The 26329-nt window shown below is 34.3% G+C and carries 18 protein-coding genes; 7 read left to right on the top strand and 11 right to left on the bottom strand.

The window, feature by feature from the left end; all coding sequences use genetic code 11:
- The first annotated feature begins 13 nt into the window (after positions 1–13).
- Both QL232_RS08670 and QL232_RS08665 read left to right on the top strand, forming a co-directional pair.
- Positions 14–3925 (top strand): CheR family methyltransferase, encoded by a 3912-nt coding sequence (locus QL232_RS08670; RefSeq protein ID WP_281613817.1) that lies wholly within the window; start codon positions 14–16, stop codon positions 3923–3925.
- Complete coding sequence (locus QL232_RS08665) at positions 3922–4356, top strand: BLUF domain-containing protein (protein WP_281613816.1); 435 nt, start codon at positions 3922–3924, stop codon at positions 4354–4356. Before QL232_RS08670 ends, QL232_RS08665 begins: the two co-directional genes overlap by 4 nt.
- Positions 4357–4388: 32 nt before the next feature.
- Here QL232_RS08665 and QL232_RS08660 read toward each other — a convergent pair whose 3' ends face one another.
- On the bottom strand, positions 4389–4778 hold the full coding sequence (locus QL232_RS08660) for a response regulator (protein ID WP_281613815.1): 390 nt from the start codon (positions 4776–4778) through the stop codon (positions 4389–4391).
- Positions 4779–4895: 117 nt separating this feature from the next.
- Between QL232_RS08660 and QL232_RS08655 the strand changes: the two genes are divergently transcribed.
- Both QL232_RS08655 and QL232_RS08650 read left to right on the top strand, forming a co-directional pair.
- Positions 4896–6881, top strand: a complete 1986-nt coding sequence (locus QL232_RS08655) for a hypothetical protein (RefSeq protein WP_281613814.1) — start codon at positions 4896–4898, stop codon at positions 6879–6881.
- 788 nt (positions 6882–7669) lie between these two features.
- A complete protein-coding gene (locus QL232_RS08650) occupies positions 7670–9046 on the top strand; it encodes an alpha/beta fold hydrolase (protein ID WP_281613813.1) in 1377 nt (458 codons plus the stop codon).
- A gap of 60 nt (positions 9047–9106) precedes the next feature.
- On the opposite strand, the gene QL232_RS08645 is transcribed toward QL232_RS08650, so the two are convergent.
- From QL232_RS08645 to QL232_RS08630, 4 genes are all read right to left on the bottom strand, one after another.
- A complete protein-coding gene (locus QL232_RS08645) occupies positions 9107–9685 on the bottom strand; it encodes a bifunctional precorrin-2 dehydrogenase/sirohydrochlorin ferrochelatase (RefSeq protein ID WP_168881099.1) in 579 nt (192 codons plus the stop codon).
- A gap of 208 nt (positions 9686–9893) precedes the next feature.
- Positions 9894–10664 (bottom strand): uroporphyrinogen-III C-methyltransferase, encoded by a 771-nt coding sequence (gene cobA / locus QL232_RS08640; RefSeq protein WP_168881098.1) that lies wholly within the window; start codon positions 10662–10664, stop codon positions 9894–9896.
- An 82-nt stretch (positions 10665–10746) separates the two neighbouring features.
- Entirely contained in the window at positions 10747–12864 is a 2118-nt protein-coding gene (locus QL232_RS08635) for a HEPN domain-containing protein (protein ID WP_281613812.1), read from the bottom strand.
- A 194-nt stretch (positions 12865–13058) separates the two neighbouring features.
- Positions 13059–15335 carry an NADP-dependent malic enzyme gene (locus QL232_RS08630; RefSeq protein WP_168881096.1) on the bottom strand — a complete coding sequence of 759 codons (2277 nt, stop codon included), beginning with the start codon at positions 15333–15335 and terminating at the stop codon, positions 13059–13061.
- A gap of 253 nt (positions 15336–15588) precedes the next feature.
- On the opposite strand from QL232_RS08630, the gene QL232_RS08625 reads away from it, so the two are divergent.
- Complete coding sequence (locus tag QL232_RS08625) at positions 15589–16137, top strand: NUDIX hydrolase (protein WP_168881095.1); 549 nt, start codon at positions 15589–15591, stop codon at positions 16135–16137.
- Here QL232_RS08625 and QL232_RS08620 read toward each other — a convergent pair.
- The 3 genes from QL232_RS08620 to QL232_RS08610 are packed head-to-tail and all read right to left on the bottom strand — an operon-like array spanning position 16127 to position 19276.
- Entirely contained in the window at positions 16127–16993 is an 867-nt protein-coding gene (locus QL232_RS08620; RefSeq protein WP_281613811.1) for a histidinol-phosphatase, read from the bottom strand. The two genes, QL232_RS08625 and QL232_RS08620, sit on opposite strands and share 11 nt — an antisense overlap.
- Positions 16994–17006: 13 nt before the next feature.
- Complete coding sequence (locus QL232_RS08615) at positions 17007–17906, bottom strand: lysylphosphatidylglycerol synthase domain-containing protein (protein ID WP_281613810.1); 900 nt, start codon at positions 17904–17906, stop codon at positions 17007–17009.
- On the bottom strand, positions 17900–19276 hold the full coding sequence (locus QL232_RS08610) for a TIGR00366 family protein (RefSeq protein ID WP_281613809.1): 1377 nt from the start codon (positions 19274–19276) through the stop codon (positions 17900–17902). The genes QL232_RS08615 and QL232_RS08610 overlap by 7 nt, the downstream gene beginning before the upstream one ends.
- A 138-nt stretch (positions 19277–19414) precedes the next feature.
- Between QL232_RS08610 and QL232_RS08605 the strand changes: the two genes are divergently transcribed.
- Entirely contained in the window at positions 19415–21982 is a 2568-nt protein-coding gene (locus QL232_RS08605) for an AAA family ATPase (RefSeq protein ID WP_281613808.1), read from the top strand.
- Between the two features lie 4 nt (positions 21983–21986).
- The gene (locus QL232_RS08600; protein ID WP_281613807.1) at positions 21987–23696 is read left to right on the top strand and encodes a hypothetical protein; all 1710 of its coding nucleotides are present in this window, start codon (positions 21987–21989) and stop codon (positions 23694–23696) included.
- A 93-nt stretch (positions 23697–23789) separates the two neighbouring features.
- Here QL232_RS08600 and QL232_RS08595 read toward each other — a convergent pair whose 3' ends face one another.
- The 3 genes from QL232_RS08595 to QL232_RS08585 all read right to left on the bottom strand — a co-directional run bounded on the left by QL232_RS08595 (position 23790) and on the right by QL232_RS08585 (position 26264).
- Positions 23790–24284 (bottom strand): Lrp/AsnC ligand binding domain-containing protein, encoded by a 495-nt coding sequence (locus QL232_RS08595; protein ID WP_168881089.1) that lies wholly within the window; start codon positions 24282–24284, stop codon positions 23790–23792.
- Between the two features lie 345 nt (positions 24285–24629).
- Positions 24630–25475 carry a hypothetical protein gene (locus QL232_RS08590; protein ID WP_281613806.1) on the bottom strand — a complete coding sequence of 282 codons (846 nt, stop codon included), beginning with the start codon at positions 25473–25475 and terminating at the stop codon, positions 24630–24632.
- A 156-nt stretch (positions 25476–25631) separates the two neighbouring features.
- Entirely contained in the window at positions 25632–26264 is a 633-nt protein-coding gene (locus QL232_RS08585; RefSeq protein WP_168881087.1) for a peroxiredoxin, read from the bottom strand.
- Positions 26265–26329 lie beyond the last annotated feature (65 nt).

The following is a 26329-nucleotide window of genomic DNA, read 5'->3' as shown; positions in this document are numbered from 1 at the left end:
CTAGATAACTGATATGATAACTGAACAACCAAAGTACATTGTAGGAATTGGAGCGTCTGCTGGAGGCTTAGAAGCCATCAAAGATTTCTTCATCAATTACCACGCAGACAATGACTTAAGCTTTATTGTTGTTCAACATCTATCTCAAGATCATAAAAGCTTAATGAGTGAGCTTTTAGAAAAAGTAACTCATTTAAAAATCGTAGAGGTAAACCAAGATCACGCTATTCTCAGAAACCATATTTATCTTATCAATAACCACACTACACTTCAAATCAAGAACAATAGAATTGTAGTTACAGAAAGATCTGATAAAAACAAGACACTAACTTATCCTATCAACTTACTGTTTGATAGTCTTGCAAAAGAAATCGGGAAAAAAGCTATTGGAATAGTCCTTTCAGGGACCGGGAGTGATGGATCTAAAGGTTTGAAAGCTGTCAAAGACTATGGTGGTATCACAATGGTACAACACCCAGACTTAGCTAAATTCAATGGGATGCCTTTTTCTGCAATTCAAGCCGCAAACCCGGACTATATCTTAAGCACAAAGGAAATGTCAAATCTTTTAAGTGATCTAACAGTTATTGAAAATGGTAATTCCTCAGAAGAATCCATCAAAAATATTGAGGATATCATTGATTTAGTTTCTACGAATGAAGGTATCGATTTCAATCTGTACAAAAGTCAGACTTTATACAGAAGGATCTTGAAAATGATGGAATACCAGGACATTCATTCTATCAAAGAGTACTACGATCACCTTCAATACCATCCACAAGATGTAAAAAAGCTTTGTAATAGCTTTATGATTGGTGTGACGACATTCTTTAGAGACCCTGAAGAATGGGAATTTTTAGAAGCGGTTGTTTTACCAAAAATCCTCACAAAAGATATTATTAGAATTTGGTCTATCGGCTGTAGTACTGGTCAGGAGGCTTACTCTATTGCAATTTTAGTAAGAGAACTGTTAGGTAATAATGCAGCAGTTAAAGACATAAAAATATTTGCTACAGATATTAATGAAAATGCCATTCACAGAGCATCTGAAGGCTTTTTCTCTGATAGTGAAATACAACATCTGCCAAAGAAATACCAAGAAAAGTATTTTGACTTCAATGGTAAATATTATGAGGTAAAAGAGGATATCAGAAGCATTATCACTTTTGTTCAACATGATATTCTATCTACCCCTCCTTTTTTAAATATAGACCTAATTACTTGTAGAAACTTATTGATATATCTTAATCAAAGAACTCAGAATAAAATTCTGAATACCATTAAGTTTTCTATGAACAAAGGAAGTTTCCTCTTCCTAGGCCCTTCGGAGAAAAACTTCTCTGATAAATATTTAGAAGAAATCAACGTAAAAAGAAAGTTCTTCAGACTTAAAGAAAAGTTCAAAATTATTGATATGGATAACACTTCAAAAATCAATAAAAAAGTAAAAAAAGCAGACCAGAAAACGGAAAAAGTTGCCCCTCTACCAACCAAGTATTTTTCAGAATTAGAAAGAGGGCTTATCAACTACTTCTGTAACTCTTTTATCGTATTAGATACAGATGAGAATATTATCTTTTCAACTGATGATATAGGCAAATACTTAAAGTTTCCAAAATCTGAATTAGTCCTTAAGGAAACATTAGAATTCGAGATCTATATCGATATTATCAGAGAGGTGAAAAAGGTAATTGCTGATGGTAATACAAGAAGACTGAAGAAGTTAAAGATAAATGCCAACAGTCAGGACCAATCTGATATTATTATCAGAAGGATGAGGACTTCAGATGGCGAAAACTTAATCATTATTGAATTCTCAACCAGTAACGATGACAAAGAAGAAGATATTATAGATCAAGACAATAATATCAATAACCTCAAAAATGAGATCAAACAACTTCACTTGGAACTAAAAAGAGCCAATAAGAAGATTGAAATGATCAACGAAGATTATCAGGTAAACAATGAAGAACTGATGTCTTCAAATGAGGAACTGCAAAGTAGTAATGAAGAGTTACAATCCGTCAACGAAGAACTTTATACGGTTAACCAAGAATATAAAGATAAACTGGATGAGATTTCCATCCTTAATGATGACTTTTTAAACTTATTCCAGTCAGCCGGTATTGCCAGTCTATACTTGGATAAAGACTTAAAGATTAGAAGGATTGCTCCTAATGCTTCCAAATTTTTCGGGATTGAAAAGGAAGATATTGGTAGAAGTATTCTTCAGTTTAATACTTTCTTTGAAATTGAAGATGGTTTGATTTCTATTATTGACCGAGCCATCAAGAGCAAAGAAATCCAGGAAATTGAAATTAAGAATGCACAAAACTTATCTTATTTACTTAGAGTTTCTCCGATTGGTTCATATAATTCTAAGAGCGATGGCATCATCTTGTCGTTCATTCCAATAAGTGAGTTTAGTCCTATTATTCAATTAAATAAAAATGTTGAATTGTATAGTAAAGTGATTGAAAGAACTAAAGCACTATATGAATATCAACAGATTTATTCTTGGAGTTGGCAAAAGGACAACAACAGTTTTCATATTGATGAAAAAGCTAAAAAATTCATCAACTACAATTCATATGAAACCTTCTTCTGGAGAAGTCTCGAAGAACAATTATCTGAATACCATAAAACCGAGTTTACCCGTAAAATCAATAATAGTATAAAAGACGGTAGTAGCTTTACTATAAGCCTATCAGTTGGGCGATATATTATTGAATTTACATGTATGGCTAAGATGACCAAGGGTAAAGTTTCTCACTTATATGGTACTATTAAAGACAATACTCAATCTGAATTAAATAGAAAGAAGCTAAAGCAACTCGCTTCTACATATCTTGAGTTATCAGATTTAGATCAATTTGGTACTTTTAAGATGAAATCTAATGCTGAAAAGTCTGTAAAAATCAATGATACTCTGTTAAACTGGTTTGAGTTTAATTCTCAAGAACACAACTACAGCCTTGATGATATCATCGAACATATCCACCCTGAAGACAGAGGTGAATTTGCCAAGATCACTCAACAGAAAAAATTTAGTATAGTCGTTCGTTTCATTACTCAAAGTAAAAAGACTCTTTTCCTTAAGTTCGAGGGAGTCAATAAAACTTTAGAAAAGAAAGACAGAACCATGCTGCTTGCCATTGTATTTGATATTAGTGATAGTAAGTCGCTAGAAATGCAATGGAAAGAAACGGTAAATATTGCAGAAAAAACTACACAGACCCTTGCCTTACAAAACGAGCAATTAGAGAGTTATACTTACATCGCTTCTCACAACATTCGTTCACCTCTCTCAAACTTATTAGCTCTTATGGAGTTATACGAGAATGAGAAGAGTGCAGAAGAAAGAGAGAACTTTATTGATCTATTTAGAAAAGCACTTCATCAGTTAGAAAAAACAGTCAACAATTTATCAGATGCCATAAAAGTACAGCAAAATATTAGTCTTGAACGTAAAGACATGCTGATTAAAGAGGAATTGATGAAAGTGATGGATGTATTATCTGGTCAGATCAATAAATATGGTGTTTTAGTAAGCTTTGATATAGAAAGAGGTTTAAGAATTAATTACCCTGAAGAATACCTGAAAAGTATCTTCTTAAACCTAATGAGTAATGCTATTAAATATAGATCTAATGAGCGACTCCCAATTATAGAAGTTGAGGCTTACGAAAAGGATCATTCCGTATTTATTGAAATAAAGGATAACGGAATTGGCATTGATTTAGATAAATTTAGTCATAGAATATTTGGTATGTACCAGACATTCCATGCTAACCAAGATGCCCGAGGTTTAGGATTATTCCTTACAAAAAACCAAATTGAAGCTACAGGAGGTACAATTGCTGTAGACTCTACGGTGAATCAAGGCACTAAATTTATGATTACGATACCTAAAGAAAAGATATGATTCACGGATATATATATAGCAGCGAAAGCAAAGAACCATTTGACCACGAAAGCTTAACTAAGCTACAGGAACATTCTTCTAGAAAGAATAAAGAACACAGAATTACGGGATACCTTACTTTTAAGCAGGGTATTTTTATACAATATATTGAAGGCCCAAAAAGTCAATTGGATCAATTAATTCAAAACTTAAAGAAGGATGATCGACATACATTTATCAATGAGTTGTATTTCGAGAAACCAGATCGAATTTTTGAGAATTGGAATATGAGATATATTGATTTTGATGATTTAATTGAAATTGGTTTTCATGAATTATTAGAAACAGCATTCTTTACTATCAACAATAGTTTTTTCACCAAAGATGAATCTATTGAAAAGATTAACAGAATGTTAGAGAAAATTGCTGAAGTAATGTACAAACCGAATTAAACTATTGTTTAGTCAAGTACATTAAAAACATACTAACCATTTTTTAAGTCTGTAACTTCCAACACCTTAGACTTAGAAAGTGGTTTTTCTATATATCCGGCTATGTTGGGATTGTTATCTGCCTTCTCTTTATCCATAGGGTGAATACTTGAACTCAGCATATAGATCGTGTAATTCTTTATATTCCCAGACTCTACCAATTTATCTACTACTTGCCAGCCATCCAAACCGGGCATATTAAGGTCCAAGAATAAGATGTTTTTGTGGGTATCTTCTTTAAAGTTATGTTCACTTAAAAAGTGATCACCGCTTCTAAAAAATAGTGTGGGTATTTCTTTTAGTGCTTCCAGGCTATTTAGTATGATTTTAGCTATTTCAATGAGTAGCTCATCATCATCAATAAATATCAGTTGTTTCTTCATGAGTAGAGTTAGAGTTTTTTTAACAATATACAAATTTCATCTTTGTATTTTAAATCACTTTTAAAAAATAACAGATAAGATTTTAGTAAATTGCGGGGATAGTATCTATTTCAATTCATGTGTAGAGAGACTCTAAGGTTAATTTGTATTACTTTTTTATTCCTTACAATATCAAAGGTTTCATTTTCACAAACAGAAGATAGTACGTCTTTACAGAAAATAAAGGTAAAAGCGTATGTTCCTTTTATTGTTGGAGACTCTGTATACAAATACAAAAAAGATACGGTTGTTTTTATACCAAAAGGTATGTTTGAGGAAGATTCACTTTCCCGACAACATTCTACTGAGTTTTATAACAACCTCCAGAAAATTCTAGGAAAAAGACGTTTAACTAGGGAACTTTCTAACCTTCTACTAGTAAACAATACTGCTGCAGATACAACAGATGAATTAGAAGAAGATCTGTTGAACACAGGAATGTGTTTTGATGAAAAAATTGTTAGAAGTATCACCTTTATTCGTCTTCCCCCATTCGGTGGAGATGTTCAGCAACCGTATCCAATTATCACAACGAAGGTCACTAGGTATGCCAATGGGATTCATAACCGTACCAAGGAATATGTAATAGACAACAACTTGATTTTCAATGTAGGTGATCTCATTTCTGACAATGAAATTTCTGAAAGTGAACGTATTCTCCGTACATTACCCTTTATCAAGGACGCTGAAATCTATGGTTGTGAATTGCCTAATAACCTCATAGATATCTATGTCGTTACGAAAGATCAATGGACGATTGGTGTAACCGGTGGTACTTATAATCGAAATGATTTTGGTGCTGGTGTTTACAATTCCAATTTCCTTGGTATGGGTCAATATGTTGCCATTGGAGGAATTTATCAACCAGATTCTCCAAAAGGAAAATTAGGATTTGACGTACAGTACAATTACCGTAATATATCAGGTACTTTTATAGATGTTGAAGGATCTTTTGTTGACAGTTATGATCGAAGTCTCTATGAAGTATCGACCAAAAGAGATTTCATTACTTCTGCTACGAAATGGGCAGGAGAATTAGATTATCACAACAACAGGGATCGCTATGGCTATGCAACCTCTGATAGTGCTTTTATGGATTTAGGTGACACCGTCAATTATGATAACTTTTGGGAGTCCCATCATTATAGTTACCTAGGTTTTTGGGCAGGTTATTCTATCCAACTCAATAAGTCAAAAAATAGAAACCTTACTTTTAGTGCAGGTATCGACAAATTAAAATTTAAAGACAGACCTGCTGACGTCTCTGCTGATACATTGTATAACTACCAAGATAAGACGCATTATATAGGGACAATTACAGTAAATGAGAGGCATTATAGAAAACTTAGTTATTTACAAGGTTTTGGTAGAACGGAGGACGTTCCATATGGATGGCTCTTTGATGTAACTGCAGGCTTTGAAGACAATGAGTATTATGGTAATCGGCCCTATATTGGTGCCTCTTTAGATGTTGGGCAATTTACACCCATTGGATATTTTAGAATCAACGGTAATTACGGAACTTTTTACAATTCGAAATACCAACAGCAGATTGTCAATGTTCGTTTCCAATACTTTACAAATCTTATCGCAATTAATCGGAACTTCCTAAGAATGTTTCTTTATGTTGATTTGACACAAGGCCAAGACATGGTACCAGGTGATTATTTGTACTTTGTAAACAACGAGTTTTTCACGGATTATAATATCAATCCTTTAACTAAAAAAGGAAGTAGTAGAATTCAAATAGCACAAGAAAATGTTTGGTTTACTCCATGGTACTTTTATGGGTTTAAGTTCTCAATATATCAAACAACAGAAATAGGATTAATGAGAGATAACGACAATGTTTCTTTCTCATCCGATAATATTTTCTCAGCATTCGGTTTAGGAGTAAGAACAAGAAATGAGAACCTTGTTTTCAACACAATCGCTGCAGATATGAAATACTACCCCAATACCGTAAATAATGGTTCTAAAATTGGGTTTAATGTATATACTGAGATCACATTACCTCTAAAAGATTTTAGACCAACTAAACCAAAGTTTATACCTTTTGAATAAAAAAATAGAGATACCTCATAAAGATATCTCTATTGACAAATAAAACTTAACGTAATAACACTCAATCAAACTAATAAAGTTACACTACACTTGATGTATGCCTTTTTTGACATCCATACTTCACTTATTAGTCGCTCACTTGTAAAGAATCATATACAATTAACTAACACCTAATTATTGTTTCTTTAATAGTAGAAAATAGGTCATGAGACTGTAACACAAATAATCAATCAAATTTTGAGAAGTAAACCCAGGAGCAAATACTCCTGGATTATTTGAATGCGAAAAAAACTGAATTGGAGTTATTAAACCTTATAGTTACACACCACATTGAGTTCCTGTATTTTCAATATTAATTCTATCACAGCCTACAGTTAAATATCAAGGCAAGTGGGCAAATCAACTATTTGGAACTCTTTATTCGTCCATCAATTGGAGTGTAAACTTCTTCAATCGGTATAAAGAAGTAAACTAATTTCTTGATTGTGATTTTTGATAATAACAGTAATTCTTTCTCATTTTTAATTGATCAGTAGCAATTGTTTTTTCATTTTCTATGCTGTAAACATACTACATAAGTTACATCGTTACCAAAATAGTTTAAATTTGTTTAGAATAATCTCTTAATCAGTGATTTTCAGATACAATCATCAATATTACTTCAATAATGCTCTTTTAATTAATGCAACGGGTTTAACTTGGTGAATTTTCAATAAATGAATATTCATGCTCTTACATTTTTTTGATTAAATTTATCTAACACAAAAAAACGAGAGAAAAATAAAATCATGGCAATAGACCTTTTTGAAAAATATACAGATGAACAATCCCATTTCTTAGATATCGATGAAATGAAAGTTCATTATAAGATTGAAGGGGAAGGATTTCCAATAGTATTACTACATGGAACGTTTGCCTCACTACATACATGGGATCGATGGACAGAAGTACTTTCTAAAAAATATAAGGTAATACGCTTAGACTTACCCGGTTTTGGCTTAACTGGCCCAAGGCCAGATCGAACGTACTCTGTAGAGATATACTTAAAGTTTTTGGAAACCTTTTTCAAAAGAATAGATATTAAGAAGTTTTATCTTGTTGGTTCATCTTTAGGTGGATGGCTTGCTTGGGAATATGCTTACCGTTATAAAGAACAAGTAAGAAGGCTCGTCCTATTAGATGCTGCAGGGTTTAATGATAAAGATTCAACTCCTCTTATTTACAAAGTTGTTCAAAACCCAATCCTCAAAGAATTTAAAATGTTTCATGGGTTAGCAGAATATGTTAAGGCTCCTAAGACAATTAATGAATTCTTCCTAAAAAATGCATACGGTGACCCCAAACGTATTGAGCCAACTACATTGACGAGGTATCATGAGATGTTTTCTAGGAAAGGGAATAAAGAAGCATTTTTAAATATAGCAACAAGTGGCCATCAAGATCATTCTGACCGACTAAAAGACTTAGAAACACCAACTCTTATTCTTTGGGGAGAAAAAGATCGATGGATTCCATTATCCAATGCATATCGTTTTAATTTCAACTTACCTAACTCAACACTTATTGTGTATAAAGGAGTGGGTCATATACCCATGGAAGAAATTCCTGATAAAACGGTTGAAGACACCATTAATTTCTTGGAGAATGAAGCTTTTGATAATGGTGCTAAAATTAAAACTTCCAATCTATGTGATCGTTACCCTGATGAAGTAGAAATTGGCCGTCCCTTCTATCTACAAAGCCTAAGTAGACGGAAATCATTTTATGGAAGGGCAGTTTGTTATAAGACTAATAGTGTAAAACTTATTCTTGATCGAATTGAAGAAGAAAATGGAAAAGGTAAAGTCCTTATCGTGGATTGGGAAGCAGAAGAACATGACGCCCTAATCGATGATGAGATAGCCTTTGCCCTACTCCACCAAGAATGGGAAGGAATTATTACGAACGCAAATTACAGGCACTATGAAACTATTTCAAAGCTAAGAACAGGAATCGTAGCAAAACACGCTTATCCCAAAAAAGCGAAAGAAAAAGAAGACACAATTGAAATCCATTACCATGCAGAAGTAGCTGGTGTAGATTTTATTGATGGTCACTACGTATATGTCGATGAAGATGGTATTGTAAGTAGCAAGAGAAACTTGGTAGAATGGGAAAAGGATTAATTCATACCTTTTTCCAGCCTCATAAAAAAAGCACAACTGATTTTCTCAGTTGTGCTTTTTTTATTCTTTCTTATCGAAAACTTTTTGAGTAATATCATTTAACTGCTTCACTTTATCTTGAAAGTCTCCAGTTAATTTATCTCTAATATCTTTCAAATTATCCAGTAGGGATTGAGTTTCACTAGGAAGTGCATCTTCTAAAAACTCTCTCATTCTTTTAGCTAATGTAGGTGATTTTCCATTTGTTGATATACCAATCTTTAAATCTCCTTTTGTGACAACAGAACCTAAATAGAAATCACATAATGGAGGTGTATCGGCTACGTTCACGATCATCTTTCTTTTGTTACACTCTTCCTGAATTTTAACATGTAAATCGTAATCATCAGTGGCACAAAGACAGATATGATGATCATCTAGATCACTGATTTCAAAAGGTCTTTTTTCCAATGTCACACTAGGAAAATCTTTTGCTAGGTCTAACAGTTCTTCTCCAAATTCAATAGAAACAACGGTAACTACTGCATCCGGACTATTTTTTAATATTGCTGCTAATTTCTCATGTCCTACATTCCCTCCACCAACGATAAGCGTAGTGATTTCAGACATTTTCAAGAAAATTGGGAACATTGTATTCATAAGAGTATTTTTTTAGGAAGTGGTGTAAAAAAATTGAAGAATGATATTTAGCATATCATTCTTCATAAATATAGTGCAAACTGAATTTATTTTTACCATCAGTGGTACGTAACGAAATCTGTTGAACCACTAACCGAATGAATGCTAATTTGATGAAAATTCAAAAAAACACACAAACGCCACGTACTCACTGATTGTAAAATAATTTCTATGCTAGTGCATGAACTACAACTTTTGATAGAGTCTGAGGGTATTCAGCGTGGTGTTTTACAACTTCACCAACTACAATAACAGCTGGAGAACCCAATTGTTTTTCCCTCATTACTTCTGCAATATTGTGTACTTGTCCTAAACCAATTTTCTCTTCCGGTGTAGATGCATTCTGAATAATTGCTACAGGAGTATTTTCTTTTCCAGCAGCTTTAAAACTATCCATAATTTGGTCAATTTTTTTAGTACCCATCAAAATAATCACTGTTGCAGATGATTGTGCTGCTAAAGCGATATCATTAGATACTTCCCCTTCTTTAGTTGTTCCAGTGATTACCCAAAAGCTTTGGCTATCACCTCTTCTTGTAACAGGAATACCTTGTAAGGCTGGAGCTGCTACTGAACTACTAATTCCAGGAACTAAATTCACTCTAATTCCATGTTTTTGTGCATAAATCATTTCTTCATGACCTCTGCCAAAAACAAAAGGATCTCCACCTTTTAAACGAACAACATGACCACCTGCGAAGGCATTAGAAACAATCAAACGGTTAATATCTTCTTGCTTAAAAGAGTGTTGTCCAACTCTTTTACCAACATATATTTTTTTCGCTTGAGGTGCGTATTCTAATAATTCTTCACAAACAAGAGCGTCATACAAAACCACGTCCGCACGGCGTAAAGCTTTGATTCCTTTCATAGTAATCAAATCTGGATCGCCAATTCCTGCTCCTACTAATGTCAATTCTGGTTGTATAGTCTTTGTCATGAGATCGATGCTTTTTAGTTTAGAATATTGTTGAGGTAAAAGCACAAATCACACACTACTTGTGCTTTTACCTTTTTATATATTATGCTTCTTCAGCAGCTAAATCTTGTTTTCTGATTTTATCAATATCGTTCAAGAAAACTTTTACTTCTGAGAAGTATACTTCAGCAAACTCTTTAGTTGGTTCATGCTTATTGATTCTTAATACATGATCAACGAAAGAACCTTCAGCAAAGTTAAACTGGTCATCATAGTGTTCAGCAAATCTGCTAATCACAGTCATCTGAGAGTTTAATTTCACTTTCTTGTCAAGAAGTAAAGCTTTAGCAGCACTTACATAAGCGGCATAAGAATGATAAACGGCATCAGCATATAAACCGTTTTCGAAAGCTTCGTTTGCCCAACCTACTTTTTCTTCAGCTTCGAAAATTAGTGTTTGTACAAGGTCAATAATTACACCCGCACATTCACCTACAGCTTTATGTAGTTGGAATTTATCTTCTTCAGTATACCAATCTAAGTAGTCTTGAGGCTCAAGAGACTCTAAGTCTGCTAAATGCTTCAATAACTCATAGAAGTAATCTTTTCCTTGACGCTTGTAGTAATCTACAAAGTATTCGCCTTCAGTAGAATTTTCTTCATGGTCGTCTACTACAGTTCTAAAAGCATCTTGAATTCTCTTACTAGGAATCTTGATTACTTTATCTGCAATATGAGGATTGTTTTCACCATCAAATCCACCACCTAATAAAATCTGTGCTGCTGGCAACAACATTTTATTGGCTTTATTTCTTAATGATGAACCATGAATACCAAATTGTGCGATCGTATGTTGACCACATGCGTTTGGACATCCTGAGATTTTAATTTTGAATGTATCTTCAGTAAGTAAATCAGGATATTCTTCTTTGATTAAGTCTCCTAATACTCTTGCAATACCTGTAGAAGATGAGATACCTAATACACAAGTATCTGTACCTGGACATGCAGTAATATCAGCCGTAGAATCATAACCAGGCTCAGCAAAACCGATCTCATTTAAAGCATTGAATAATGCCTTAAGGTTTTCCTTACGAACGTATTTTAATAAGATACCTTGACGAATTGTTAAACGAATATCGTCTGCAGCATAATCTTTTACGATATCAATTAGTTTTCTTGCGATAGTAGTATCGAAATTACCTAATTTCAATCTTACAAGAACGCCATAGAAACCTTCCTGCTTTTGCTCAAATACGTTGGCTTTTGACCACTTCTCAAATTTATCTTGATCCTCAATAGAAACCTCAACATTTGAAACTTCTTTAGGTAGGATCACTTGATCAACTTTCGAACGGTCAACCCAAATTTCTTTATTTTTTAACGCTAAACGCTCTTCTTCGGCTAAACGTAATAATTCTTCTAAACCAATATCTTGAAGTAAGAATTTCATTCTCGCTTTCATACGACGGTTACGCTCACCATGACGGTCGAATACACGTACTAAAGCTTCAGTGAATGGAATTAATTTTTCTTCTTCTAAGAATTCGTAAGCAGTTTCAGCCATACGAGGTTGTGCTCCAAGACCACCACCAATAAGTACTTTGAAACCTCTTCTTTCTTCACCATCAATTGTTTTCACAACTGGAATTGCTCCAACATCGTGGATGAAAGCAAATGCAGTATCTTCTACAGATGATGAGAACGCAATTTTAAACTTACGACCCATTTCTTGACAAATAGGGTTACGTAAGAAATATTCGAATGCTGCGTGAGCATATGGAGTAACATCAAATGGTTCAGCTGGGTCGATACCTGCCAACTCTGATGCTGTGATATTACGTACTGTATTACCACAAGCCTCACGAAGTGTTACTTCATCTTTTTCCAACTCATGCCATAGCTTTGGAGAATCGTCCAAGCTTACATAGTGGATTTGAATATCTTGTCTAGTAGTAATGTGTAATTTACCGTTTGAATACTCATCCGATACCGCACATATTCTATCTAATTGTCTGACTGTAAGTTTACCGTAAGGGATTTTGATACGAATCATCTGCACACCTGGCTGACGCTGTCCGTATACCCCTCTCGCTAGACGCAAACTTCTAAATTTATCGTCGTCTATCTGACCCTCGTGGAAAAGTCTAATCTTCTTCTCTAAGTCGAGAATATCTTTTTCAACCGTTGGGTTCTCTAGTTCAGTTCTAAAACTCCTCATGATTTCGTGACAGTGGTTATGATTTATTTTATCCTTTACTCTATCGAATTACTATAGTAATAACATAAACAAAAAGACCATTGACAAATGATCTTATTGCAATTTTAATTATTAATTAATTGATTTAAAAAGAAAAAGGGTGATTTTTTACAAATCACCCTAAAAAAAGTCTTATTCTTTATAATTTTTATATTCTATTGCTGTTGAGCATCCAAGTTAGCAATAGTAATCATATCTAAGATTTGTTGCACATTTGCTCCCATTTGTAGAACGTGAGCAGGTTTTTTCATGCCCATTACAATTGGACCTACCGAAGTAGCATCGGCCAATTGCTCTACCATTTTCAATGCAATGTTTGCAGAAGAAAGGTTAGGGAAAATTAAAACGTTTGCTGGTGCATCAGCTAAATCTGAGAATGGGAAACTTTCTTTTGTTATATCCGAATTTAATGCAAAGTTCGCTTGGATATCACCATCTACAGGAAGGTTTGGATTTCTCTCTTTGATGATTTGACGAGCCTTACTCATTTTATTCGAATCGATACCTTTTTTAGAAGAACCAAAGTTACCGTAAGATAACAATGCCACTCGAGGATCAATTTTAAAGAAGTCTTTCACTCTTGAAACTACAGATTCTGTAATTTCTACAATCTCATTTACAGTAGGGTTCTCAATCATTGTTGTATCACCTAAGAATAATGGTCCCTTCTTAGTTAATACCATATACATTGTTGCTACTGCTTTATCATCTACAGTTCCGATTACTCGAAGTGCTGGAGCTAAAGATGAAATATAGTTTCTATGTGCACCTGAGATTAATGCGTCAGCATCTCCTTTCTCCACCATCATAGCAGCATAATAACTTCTTTTGTTCATTAAGTCATTCGCTTCATATAGTGTTGCTCCCATTCTCTGACGTCTTTCATAGAAAGATTGAGCGTATTTAGAACGGTATGCATCACTTTCCTCAGAACGAGGGTTAATGATTGGTACATTTAATAATTCATCCAACTCTAAAGCTTCAATCATTGCTTTGATTCTTGATCTACGACCCAATAAGATTGGTTCGATAATTCCTTCATCCATAGCAATACGAGCAGCTCTAAGAATGTGTGGGTTATCAGCTTCGGCAAATACGATACGCTTACGTTCGTTTTTCGCTTTAACACTTAAACGACGCATGATATCATTACCAGAACCCATTCTACGGATTAGCTCATCCTTGTAAGCTTCCATATCATCGATAGTTGCTCTAGCTACACCTGTTTCCATGGCTGCTTTTGCAACGGCAGGAGCTACAGTTGTTAAAAGACGAGTATCAAGTGGTTTTGGAATAAAGTATTCTTTTCCAAATACCAAACGATCCACATTATATGCTTGTGTTACTGTTTCTGGAACAGGCTCTTTGGCTAAATCTGCAATAGCTCTAACACAAGCCAACTTCATCTCTTCATTAATCTCGGTAGCTCTTACATCTAGAGCTCCTCTAAAGATATATGGGAAACCTAAAACGTTGTTCACTTGGTTAGGATGATCTGATCGCCCTGTTGCCATCATCACATCACTTCTTGTGCTCATCGCCAATTCATAATCGATCTCAGGGGTTGGGTTGGCCAAAGCAAATACGATAGGATCTTTTGCCATAGACTTCAACATCTCTGGAGTCATCAAGTTACCTTTCGATAAGCCTAGGAATACATCAGCACCAACTAAAGCCTCTTCTAAATTATGAACATCAATATCAGTAGCTAAATCTTTTTTGTTACCTGATAATCCTTCTCTATCAGAACGGATTACACCTCTACTATCACATACGATAGCGTTTTTACGGTCGACACCAAGCTCAAAAAAGATATTAATACAAGATACTGCAGATGCTCCAGCTCCTGATACAACTACTTTTAAGTCTTTTAAATCTTTACCAATAATCTCTGCTGCATTTAATAATGCCGCTCCAGAAATGATTGCTGTACCATGCTGATCATCATGCATTACAGGGATATTCATTTCCTTCTTCAGTGTTTGCTCGATTTCAAAACAATCTGGAGCTTTAATGTCCTCAAGGTTAATACCACCGAACGTAGGCTCTAATGTTTTTACTGCTTCGATAAACTTCTTAGGGTCTTTTGCATCAATTTCGATATCAAAAACATCGATACCAGCAAAAATTTTGAAAAGTACACCTTTACCCTCCATTACAGGTTTTGAGGCTTCTGGTCCGATATCACCAAGACCTAAAACGGCTGTACCGTTAGAAATTACACCTACAAGGTTTCCTTTTGCTGTATATTTATAAACATCCTCAGGTTTCTCAGCAATTTCCAAACATGGATCTGCTACACCTGGAGAATAGGCTAATGATAAATCTCTTTGTGTTTTGGTTTTCTTAGTTGGTACTACTTCAATTTTACCAGGAATTGGATTCTCATGGTATTCCAAAGCGTCCTTCTTACGGATGACGTTCTTAGACATACTTGATTATTTATGTTCTTTAAGATCTTTAAGGAGGTATACTTTATACATTAAATCATTTACCGTTTACTATGTGTTGATAATGGCAGTATATTTTTATGAAAAAGTATACGTTATAAAACTGAGTGATTAAATTGTCACAAAAGTAGTGTTCTTTCTACTCTCAAAAAAGGGCTAAATATCAATTTCTCTTAAGATTTTCATATTTTAGTTGAAATATCTTATTTGAACCAAACTAGACACTGTAAAAAACATGAAGTTCTGTAGTAATTGTGGCAGCGATAGACTCCAATTTATTATTCCTGAGGGAGACCATAAGGAGCGTTTTGTTTGCCCCGATTGTAATACAATACATTACCAAAACCCCAGGGTAATTGCGGGTTGTATTCCTATGTATAACGGAAAAGTACTTTTAGGAAAGAGAGCCATTGAACCCCGTTATGGATTCTGGAATTTACCTGCTGGTTTTTTAGAGTGTGGAGAAACTCCAGAAGAAGGTGCATTAAGAGAATTATATGAAGAAACTCATGCCAAAGGTAAAATCGTAAGATTGCATACTATCTTTTCATTACCACAATTTAACCAAGTATACATGCTTTACCTTGTGGATTTAGAAAGTGATTATGCTACTCCTACATCTGAAAGCACAGAAGTAGCATTTTATGACCTTGATAATATTCCGTGGGAAGACATTGCCTTCGAATCTACAACTTTTACATTGGAGAAATTAATTGAATTTCCTGAAGCAACGGAAACATTTTCTGGAAAATTCATATGGAAAGAAGAGCGTTTTAAGCATTAGGTAAATAAAGCCCACCTTCATTAAAATCAAACGGTTGCCATTCATTATTCCAAAAAGCATATAATTTTTTAAGGCCTAACTGTTGCAACATTTTTGCGGTATCAGAAAACTTTTTAGTGATTTCGTGGGGTACATGACTGTCTGAATTGAGGACAATTGGGATATTTCGTTGTATCAATTCTTTCAACAACCAAGGACTCGGGTATAAATCATCGGCCCACCCTTTGTAAAGGCCTCGAGTATTTACTTCTACAATTACTCCTGATTTTTCAATTTCCTCAACATATTCCATCATTATTTTTTGATACCAGCTGTCTTCTTCACTAAAGAGTTTTTCTGTATGATTGTGCATTTTTATCTTATCTAAATGCCCTAATACATCAGGTTTATCTGTTGTGATCATTTCTACATTCAAATCAATGTATTTTTGAATAGCAGCTTGAATATCATCATGGAAAATTTCTCTCAACCCTTTTCGAAATATTGTTTTGGTATTATCAATTTCCCAATATGTTCCGTCTGCATATTGATCGACAAAATGTACAGAACCAACTGTATAATCTAGTTGGGGATGTTGATGAGGACCACTCTTTTTGGGAATAAAATCGACTTCGAGACTTTTATATAATTGTATTTGTCCTTTATACTTTTCTATTAACAGGTTGGCGTCTTGTAGATAGTTTTCTAATTTCTCTTTTTTCATATTCCAAGTTGTAGGAAATGGAACTGGCGAATGTGAAGAGAAACCATATGATTTCACATTCTGATCAATAGCTGCAATTACATGATCTTCCAATGAAGATTTACCATCACAATAGTAAGTATGGCTGTGAAAGTTTGTCCAATATGTTTTCATGAGTTATCTATTTTTAAAGCTTCCATCGCACCGAAAGCCCTATTAAAGATGGTATTAAAATATTAATTGCCCAAATAATAAGACTTGCCATCAATGCTACGTTGGTATTGGCATCCATCACTTCAAAAATATATAATGCTGATAACTCTCTTGCTCCAAGATCTAAGACACCCGTTAATGATGGTGTCATCGTTTTTATGAAATAAATGATAGGGACGAGTAAAAACATCAATCCCCACGACTCCTCAACTCCAAAAGCTTTAATCACTAATACAAATTGAGCTGTGAAAAGAATATATCTAAAAAGCCCTCCTAAAGTTACTTTTGCAATAATTTCTAACGAATAGCGTAAGACTACTTGTAGGTAATTTTCAACTATAACTTTTAATCTGTCGGCTTTTTTCACAGCTAAAAAACCTATCACAACAAATAAAAAGAAAGCTAGTAAACTATGCCATAGGTTAAAAGGTAATTGTAAATGGATCTTGTGTTTAAAAAGTATGAGCAATGCTAAAGCCCCAAAGAAAAAAGTGAAAGCTCCCTGTATAGAATTTCCTACAAATAATGCTGCAATAGATTGCTTTCGATCTACTTCAGGAGGTAAGGACCAATACCGTCCTAATGTTCCTCCAATAGTTCTGCCTGCTAAAAAAGAACCAGCTAAGCCTGACAGAACACCTTTCAGGGATTGAATATAACTTAACTTTACTAACGGTTGGATTAATAACCTCCAGCGATACGCCTCCATCAGCCAATTGAAGGGCATTAATAGACCTGCAAGAAGAATATATTCTTTTTTTTCTAAAGTAATCTTCTCCCAAGGTGAACGATTAAAAAATTCATAGCAGGCAATTAGTATTAAAAAGGCTGCAATGATTTTCAAGAAAATATTAAACTGTTTCTTCTTTACCATATGTTAAAGTACACAGGCCCTAATAGTAGTAATGCAGCTGCAAACATTAGGATTGCTAAAAGAGGTCCCATCCATTTCACCCAAACTTCGTAAGGGATTTTTGCTATAGAAAGCACTCCCATTGTCACTCCACTTGTAGGGATAATTAAGTTGGTTAAACCATCACCAAATTGGAAAGCAAGAACTGCAGACTGTCTTGAAATACCTAATAAGTCACTTAAAGGAGCCATAATAGGCATAGTTAAAGCTGCCTGTCCAGAACCTGAAGGTAAGAACGTATTTAAAGCACTCTGAAATAAGAACATTGCTTCTACGGAAGCCACCTTTGGTAAACCATTAACAACACCTGCAATACCATGTAATACGGTATCAATTATTTTCCCATCAGATGCAACAATAAGAATACCTTTACAAAATGCCACTACCAATGCTGCCGTCATCATTTCTTTCGCTCCCTTTACAAAGCCATTACTGATTTCATCCACATGAATTCCACAGATAAGTGCTGAAATTACACCTATACCGAAGAATAAGGCTCCAATTTCTATCATGTACCAGGCATATTTTGCCACTCCGACCACAAGCATTATGATACCTAAAGCAAAAATTATCAGTACTAATGACCTTCTTATGGTAAATGGAATCTCCTTGGTATTATCCAATTTCATTTGATCACTAATATGTGATTTCATTAATGATTTTTGAGGATCAGAAGAGATTAAATTTACATATCTCATGATATACACTACACCTATTGTGGTGAAGATAAACCATATGAAAATTCTGTATTCCCAACCACTAAAAAGTGGTACTTCGGCAATCCCTTGAGCAATACCAATTGTAAAAGGGTTACTTATAGCTCCTGCAAAACCAACACCGGCACCAACAAAAGGAATAGCAACACCAACAATGGGATCAAGCTTCATTGCATTGGCCATAGGGATTGTGATTAATATAAAGACCAAAACTTCTTCAGACATCCCAAATGTGGCCCCAGCAATAGAGAAAACAACAATAATTAAAGGAATAATAATCTGTTTATACAACGCATGCTTATTACTGAATGACACCAACTTCTGTAGCCCTGCTTCTATTGCACCAGTAGTATTCATCATTCCGAAAGCTCCCCCTACTATAAAGATAAATGCAATAATTTCTGCAGCAGAAATAAAACCTTTTAGTGGTGCTTCAAAGAAAGCGGATAACCCTTGAGGTGAACTCTGTACTTCCTGGTAGGAACCAGGGACTAAAACGTTTCTGCCGTTCAAGAGTTCTCTACTATATTCTCCTGATGGAATAATCCAAGTTAATCCTATGAATAGTAATAAAATACTTGATGCGATAACGAGTGTATCTGGAAGTTTTTTCATTTAAACAATCATGCTATGGTCTATAGTGTACAAACTTATTCAACACATATTAAACAAACTAAAAAAAATCACTTTTATTAATGCGTACTATTGACTATTTTTCCTAATCATTTTCGAAATGTAATTAAAATATTAAAAATGAAAATTAAAGATTTAGACGAAATTTTTGATGATTATGAAAGTTATAAAGCATTAGGTGAAGAAAGTTATATAGTTGGTGCTCAGCACCCTCAGAATTTTAAGCAGCATAAAAAATTTATAATTCCTTTATTTTATTTTGATGGTGAAGAATGGTTTAAATTAGATATCAACAAGTTAGGCGAAACTATATTTTTAGCAAGTGCGCCATACACATTAACGACTGATTTCAAATTAGAAGAATTAATTAAAGTTAAAGGTGTCCGTCCAAATAAACAGCTTACGGATGATGATGCCTACAATAAAGAGAATTCTTTAACCAAACATATCACTCATGCTGATCGCTTAAGTACTTTATCTGAAGATCAACTTTTAGAAATTTTCCCTGGTGAAATAGACTTTGAACTTCACCTTTTCCATCCTGATAAGCAGTATTATGACATTATTAATGAAATATATGTTGCTCAGGAAAGAAAATTCTTTGCTCAAACAAAAGAAGGACTCATCTATGGGCCTTTTGTGGGAGTAAAAACAAGCTCTGAAGCTAAAGCCGTAAGATTATCTGCTACAGGTGTTCGTAAAAGTGTTGAAGCTTACGAATTGCCTTCTGATGCATTTTTAGAATTTAATATGCCAGAAGAAGGTTTAAAACGTAAACTGATTCGCTCTACACATGATATAGAATACAATATCGTAGATACTGTAGATTTCATTAGCCGACAAGACTTATTTAAATGGGCAGAAGAACAATTAAATAAGAAACAGTCATTAGAAATTGCAGACAAAGTATGGACTGCTATTTCAAAGGATAATTCTATCCACTCTTTTCAGGAGCGTTATCAACGTTTAGAAAAACTGTTTTCTAAGCCTCAGGAAAACCTGACTTACTTACAACAGTTTATCACTTCCCTTGCTGAAAATGACTTCTTTAAGGCAAGTTTAGACGGTTTACAAACTGAAAAGCTTGATCTTGATAATCAAATTGCTCAGCTAAAAAGAGAAAAAGAGAAATCTCGTAAAAACATTGCCCGACTTCAAGAAGAAGGACAAGACCTTGAAGATGGAATCAATAATTTGAAAGCCAACGAGCAAAAAATTAGAGAAAGTCTTCAAAAAGAAAGAGAGTCTGCCATCAATAAAGAAATTGAAGAAGGACTTAAGAAACTCGACAAAGTTAGAGAAGAACTTTCGGACAAAGCTGAAGCTATCGAATTAGCCCATACTTTTGATAATCTTGCTCGATTAAACGAAGAAATTGATAACTCGAAGAGTGAAAAGCATAATCTTGAAGTAGCTATTTCTGCATTAAAGGAAGAGTTTACTACAGCACAAGAAGATGCCGACAAAGCCTTGAAAAATCTATTGAAAACAAAGATGAGTTTCGATGTTTTCAATAATTCAAATAAACAAAATGGTCAAGCTTTAGGACCTGATGAAGTTGTTGTTAGAGACTACTCTATTGAGAATGAAACACAAATCAACTCGCTAAAGGACCTATCTCAAAAGATCCATAAACGTTTAGGAAGACTAGGTCGTAGCTATCCAGATCACTTTATTGCAAATATCTTGATTGCGATGCACCAGAATTCTCTATCCTTACTTTGGGGCCCTCCAGGTTCAGGTAAAACATCTTTAGCTAGATTCTTAATGCAATCTATCACAAGAAAAGAGCGTTTTTCTGAAATATCTGTTGCAAGAGGTTGGTCATCACAAAAGGACCTAATTGGTTTTGCCAACCCTTTATCGAAACGATTCCAAAGAGCAAATACAGATCTTTATGATCTTCTAAAGCAATTGGATGGTGAATTCATCAAGTTGAATTACCAACAGGCTCCTATGGCGTACTGTTTGTTAGATGAAGCCAACTTAAGTCCAATTGAACATTATTGGGCATCGTTCTATTCGCTGACAGATTCCAAAGCACAAGTGAATAATGGCTTAAAAATCTCATTAGGTAACAATGAGATGATTGAATATGCCAACAACCTTAGATTCTTAGGTACACTAAACCTTGATTCTACAACGGAACAGATTTCTCCAAGATTATTAGATAGATCTCATATCATCCGTTTGGACTTACCAAAAGTCGATGCTCCTTTAATAAGCTCAGAGATTATTATGCCTGAGCCTTATGAAATCAGCTTTGACACTGTTCGAAAACTTTTTGACTTGAAAGATTTCAAACAAGAATTAGCTCCTGACCAATTAGAGTTTATTGACTCTGAATTAGAAGAGCGTTTTGAACAAATTGCTATTGAATTAAGAAACTTAGGGATACAAATCAGTTTAAGAACTAGAAAATCTGTAATTGAATATTGTAACCTCGCCCATTCGGCAATGAATGAGCAGTTCCGTCCATTAGATTACTGTTTAGCACAAAGAATCTTTACAAGAATCAATTTACAAGGTGCAGAAGTACGTGAAGGTATTAAAGCCTTGTTAGAAATTGTCAAAGGCTTTGGTCTGAAAGATTCTCACGCAGAATGGACGTTACAAAAAATGTTAGAAAGAGGAGGAAAAGAAGGATTCAATCATCACTTCTATAATTACTTCTCAATAGACGGTTAATATCATGGAGTTCAAGATTTTTCACATTCGAAAAGACAGTTCTCCACCTTACAATACTGAAAGAGAAGAGGTGCTTCCAATGGACGGGTTACTCGTTGTATTGGAACACCACTTTTATGAGCTTGAATTTCACTACTTTGAACTTCCTGTTGATGTACAAGTACGTATTGATGGCGTTGAGATTGAAGATTCTCTCGTCAAGAACGACATCAACAATGGAGTAATCACCATTGGGTTAGGGCAACACTTCTCTAATCAATTGGGCGTTGTGAAGGTATCTTGTGGAAGTGAATCATTTCAGGTAAGAGTAGATGCTTCCAAGCTTAGTAGCGAGGATGCTGAAAGTATGATCACCTACTTGTATAAAAAGAACAAGTCTGTGATCATGAAGCTCTTCACCAAAGATGATGAAGAGTTCGAGGATGGGTCCCCGAACAACAATGTACTATCAATCACTAGGCTGTCTCCATTAGATGCTTTTATCAATAACATGGAGGCCATGCTACCAGAGTTAGCACATAGTCCAAGGTATTCCACAGTACAAAAAAGAGAAATTCAAGATTTTGCCACTGCAAATATTGATAATCAAAGTATCGACTGGCTGATAGAACATCTTGACGAGTTATACTTTGACGATTCTTTAAAGGATCATCCTGATGCCATAGAGATTAATGGACAGTATACTGTTATTGATCGTATTGATGCTCCTGTGATTAAGATGGAATATGCCACTTACGAAAACGAATGTATTCTTGGTGGTTTCTATTGGGCAAGAAAGTTAATTGATGATTTATTGACTCATATCGACCATCTTAATGAACAGAAAAATTATTTTCAAGCAGATGGTAATGGATATGCCACTTTTGAATCAGCACAAGTTATTATCAATGCTCAAGCCATTGAAGATGTCAATGAACTCAAAACTCGATTATATCGCGTAGAGAGGAAATATAGACAGCTTCTTCCGAATACTAAACCAAATGTATATCCTCCTAAATTGACGAAGCAGTTTAGTTCTGTCAATTTGTACTCAAATATCTTCTTAAGCTTATTACAGGTATATAACTTAAAAATTGATACGGATAGTAGTGCTTCTTCTATGAAGACTTCTTTCCTGGATCAAATTTACGAGATGTATACGTATTACCAGCTAAAAGATGCCCTGCTAGAGTGCTTCAAAGATTACAATGTACGTATTGAGGAAGATGAAGTGGAGGAAGGTGAATTTATTCCTAAAAGAATCTCTATTATCCCTGTAAAAGGAAAATGGATGATGAATTTCTTATACCAACCTCAAATTGGCAGAGAACCAAAAGATACACACCTTGTATTACATGGTAAGCCACACAGAGACAGTTTCTATTATACTCCTGACTTTGTAGTAGAGTATATGGATCCTCACCTATCCTTACGATATGGTATTCTTGATGCGAAGTATAAGATGGCGAAAACAGTATTAGAACAAGACTTAAAAGAAGCCTCATTTAAATATTATACTTGTGTTAGGGTAATTGGAGAGAAGAGAGATCATCAAAAGCCAGACTTCTTATGGCTTATTTGTCCAAACGCCTGTTATGGTAGGCCTGTATGGACCATGAATTATGATGAACACTTCCTCCCTATTATTGGTATTGTGATGAACAATGCAGAGAGTAATGACCCCATCAAACAATGTATTAAGAAAATGATGAAAGAGTGGAGTGTTGGAGTCTAAATAAAAAAGCGAAGAAATATTTAAGATATTTCTTCGCTTTTTTATTAATACATTAGTTTGTCAATCTATTAAATAATTCATTTCAGAAAAATACTATTCTTCTGTTTCTTCCATCATATCGATCTCGTCGAATGCAAGTGGTCTATTGAACTTTTCTTCTAATGATATAAACGTTTCTGTTCTTGTAATCCCTCCAATACTTTGAACCTTATCTTGAATGACTTGTCTTAAATGATTCGTGTCTCTACAAGCTAATCTAACAAAAATACTCCAGTCACCTGTAGTATAATGTAAGTTCAAAATTTCAGGAATTTTTGCTAGTTCTGTACAAACTTGTTCGTACAAACTACTTTTCTCTAAATAAATTCCCAAGAATGAAGTGATGTCGTAACCAAGTTTAGAAAAATCTAGATCTAATGTCGAACCTTTTACGATTCCCATCTTCTCCATTTTCTTCATACGAACATGAACTGTTCCGCCCGAAACGAAGATTCTCTCAGCGATTTCTGTGTAAGGAGTTTTCGCATCTTTCAACAATTCTGAGAGAATTTTAATATCGACATGATCAATTTCAGGTATTTTTTCCATTAGTTATGCGATTTTTTTAAATTAACTTCATCAATTACTCAAATTTATTACAATTATTGAAAAGTTGGATTAATAAATTTAAAAAGATTTCAAATTTTTGAAATATCCTGTAAATTTGTATTTCGAAAGCGATTAAAAAGTGTGTATCAATAGAAAAATCTATGGGATATCTTGAGGTTCGAGTCCTCACATGACTTCAAGCATGTGTTTATTTTATGTGTTGTTTATTGGTTAAGGTTAAAGGTATGTGAATTTTTCGCGTACCTTTTTCATTTTATAAAAAAATGGTGAGCCTATACATTTATAGACTCACCATTTTTTTCTTCGGCTTGAAGTAAAGTTCTATTATTTCTGAGAAGAGTTGATATATCCTTTCTTAGATAACCAACCTTCTAAATCTTGTTCAAAAGGAATTCCATATTGATGAATGAAATAATCATTGACCTTCTCTAATATTTGTGCTTCGTCACCTTCAATACCATATCCTTTGATAATGGTATTTACTTCTTTTTGTAATACCTTTTCGTTAACAAAACAGATGTGTGTTGAAGCTAGTAACTCTGACTTTTTAGAAATAACATTCATCGAAAAGAATTCTGCTTTTGTACCTTTCTCTGCTAAGTCATGATATCCTACAGGAAATAATGCCTTTTTATCTAATGTCAGCTGACCATCGTAGATTTTGATAACTTTATTAACCACCTCGTCTCCGATCTTATATTTAAAGATATACGTACTTCCTCCTTTCTTTTTGAAGACTTCCGGATTAAGGTTTAACGTATACTTCTCTCCTATGATTGCTCTTTGAAGTTTCTCGGAACCAAAATACGCTTGAAGATCCACAATGTCTTTATTTTCTTTAAAAACTGCTCTAGTGCTTAGCCCTTCATTCGCCGCTACAGGCATCAATACATTTTGAAGCATCGTAATAAACTCACCTTGATAATTTCTTTTACCTTCAGAACCATCAAGAAGCATACGTCCTTTTTCTTTGCTTATAACCACAGCTTTTGCATTCTCCGTCAAAAACGTCAATTGAGTATTTGCTGCTAACACATCGCCCACGATTAAATTTCTTTGTGATGATGTCTCCTTTATTTTCCCAGATAAATGCAGTACATAATAATCCTGAGCAAAGACGTAAGTATTTAACAGGAATGCCAATACTGTTAGTAAAATCGTTTTAACCATCTTGTTGTTAGTTAATCACTGAATCAATAAAATTTACGTATATCAATATAACGCTACAAAAAGTGTATTGTTATAACTCAATAAAAAAAGCTTCCCCCTATTAGATAGAGAGAAGCTCAAATTTAAGATAATTCTAATCCTAAATAAATATATTTCTTAGTGATTTGATAAATAATCAGCTACACCTTCGCGAGTTGGCTTCATTGAATCTTTACCTTCTTCCCAGTTTGCAGGACAAACTTCACCATGCTTTTCAGTGAATTGTAAAGCATCTACCATACGTAACGTATCTTCGATGTTACGACCTAGAGGGAAATCATTAATTACTTGGTGTCTAACGTTACCAGCTTTGTCAATTAAGAAAGTACCTCTTAATGCGATAGGAGCACCTTCGAAAGACCATTGTGCAGTATCTTCGTCAAAAGTATACTCACCACCTAATACGCCATAGTTCATAGCAATAGTTTTAGCAGCATCAGCTACTAATGGGTAAGTAACACCTTCGATACCACCTTCAGCTTTTGGTGTTAATAACCATGCTAAGTGAGTTTCTTCAGTATCAGTAGAAACACCAATTACTTGTACGTTTCTTTTCTCGAATTCTGGTAATAATTCTTGGAATGCTAAGATTTCAGTTGGACAAACGAAAGTGAAGTCTTTCGGGTAGAAGAATAATACTACTTCCTTCTTACCGATATATTGCTCTAATGAGAAGTCTTCAACGATCTCTTCACCATTGATTACAGCACCTGCAGTGAATAATGGAGCTGGTTTGTTCACTAATGACATAGCTACTAAAGTTTTAGTTAAATGAATATAATTTAATATCACACAAAGCTAATGTTTAGGAAGTG

Origin of the sequence: Flammeovirga sp. SubArs3 (genome assembly GCF_947387565.1) — a bacterium.
Classification (GTDB): domain Bacteria; phylum Bacteroidota; class Bacteroidia; order Cytophagales; family Flammeovirgaceae; genus Flammeovirga; species Flammeovirga agarivorans.
The sequence above is the reverse complement of the archived record's forward strand: the minus strand, read 5'-3'. Positions and strand labels throughout refer to the sequence as shown.